The organism is Kitasatospora sp. NPDC093558 (assembly GCF_040683475.1).
GTDB lineage: Bacteria > Actinomycetota > Actinomycetes > Streptomycetales > Streptomycetaceae > Kitasatospora.
In genome coordinates, this window is record NZ_JBFBDY010001157.1 from 1 (window position 1) to 1,440 (window position 1,440).

General features: G+C 66.9%; 3 protein-coding genes. 2 read left to right on the forward strand and 1 reads right to left on the reverse strand.

Going from position 1 to position 1,440, the window contains the following annotated elements; translation table 11 throughout:
* On the forward strand, positions 1–444 hold a 444-nt coding region (locus AB0O00_RS39350; RefSeq protein ID WP_363659471.1), incomplete at its 5' end, for a hypothetical protein.
* Positions 445–451: 7 nt separating this feature from the next.
* Here the strand turns inward: AB0O00_RS39350 and AB0O00_RS39355 are convergent.
* Positions 452–895, reverse strand: coding sequence for a hypothetical protein (locus AB0O00_RS39355; protein WP_363659472.1), 444 nt, complete (start codon positions 893–895; stop codon positions 452–454).
* Between the two features lie 287 nt (positions 896–1,182).
* On the opposite strand from AB0O00_RS39355, the gene AB0O00_RS39360 reads away from it, so the two are divergent.
* A partial coding sequence (locus tag AB0O00_RS39360) for a DUF2278 family protein (protein WP_363659473.1) occupies positions 1,183–1,440 on the forward strand: 258 nt, incomplete at its 3' end.

Genomic DNA, 1,440 nt, shown 5'->3' on the forward strand with positions numbered 1-1,440 from the left:
GGTGGCGGGTCCAACTACGGTTCCGCGCCTGCCAAGCCCTCCCCGCCCGCCGCGTCGTCGACCGGCCAGTCGGCTGCCGGAGGAACCACGGTCGTGGTGCACGATTCGAAGCTCGGCATGATCCTGACCGACAGCCAGGGGCGGACGCTCTACCTCTTCGAGAAGGACAGCCCGACCATGTCCGCCTGCGACGGCGCCTGCGCCTCCGCGTGGCCCCCGCTGACCACCACCGGCACCCCGCAGGCGGGCAGCGGAGCCAGCGCGGCCGACCTGGGCACCCTCACCCGCGCCGACCACAGCGTGGAGGTCACCTTCCACGGCCATCCGCTCTACTACTTCTCCGGCGACCACAACCCCGGTGACACGAACGGCGAGGGCTCCACCGCCTTCGGCGCGGGTTGGTACGTCCTGAACCCGAGCGGCGACAAGATCGACAACAGCTGAGCAAACGTCAGCCCTTCGAGGTGCCGTCGGCAGTGGACTCCTTAGCCGTGGTCGGAGGCGCGGGATGCCCCACCGACCATTTCTCCCCGTCCACCAGCAAGCCGAAGAACGCTGCCGCGAAGACCCCCATGACCAGCGCCGCCGCATGGTAGTCCGAGCAGAATCCGATCAGCAGCACGGCGCTGGTGATGGCTCCCAGGCCGGTTCCGATGAGCAGGGCGTACCAGAGTCTTTTCTGGCACTTTCCCTGCGGGTTGACCAGGACGCCGACGATCAGACCGACGATCCCGGACAGACCGAGTTTGTCCAGGTCAGGCGGATTGTCGTTCCAGAGTTCGTAGCCCAGGAAGACAATCAGGAGAACGAGTCCACCCATGCCGATAGCTGCGATCACCTGTTCTGGGATGCCCAGGACGTATGCCGTTTCGGTGGGGAACTCCTCTTTGTTCATGTCGGGATTGCGTTCCCACCACCGTCTCTTTGATGGCACTTCTTCTCCTCGGATCGGCGGAGACCGGCCGGAGCCTCAAGCAGAGGTGAGCCTGCGGATGATCCATTCACGCACGCGCGGCAGCGCCGTGCGCGCGGACCGCATCACCGGTGAGCGCTTTCGACTGGCCGTCGGACGGCATGCGGGTGAACACCGCGTGGTTCTGCACCCAGGCCGGTGGCCGATCGGCGATAACGGGAGGCACTTCGGGTCACCGCCACCCGTACGTTCGGTCGAAAGGACGACACATGCCCCTGGTCAACTACGGCGTGCTCGCCGCCAGAGCCATCGAGAGCCGGCGCGATGCGGCGCAGGTCTCGACGCCGCACTACCAGATCCACGTGCGCGACGACGGAGGCACCGACTTCCGGATCGCCGTGAACGTGCGGTCCCGGGAGACGCCGCCGAACCTGCTGTACGTCGCCATCGACGACTTCCACCACCCGCTGGTGCAGCTCCTCCCCCGGCCGGCCTCAAGGTGCACGGCGTCGCCTACACCGGCAAGC

Excerpts from the sequence above, each read along its gene's own strand:
- AB0O00_RS39355 (WP_363659472.1), bottom strand. The coding sequence starts at position 895 with ATGAACAAAGAGGAGTTCCCCACCGAAACGGCATACGTCCTGGGCATC.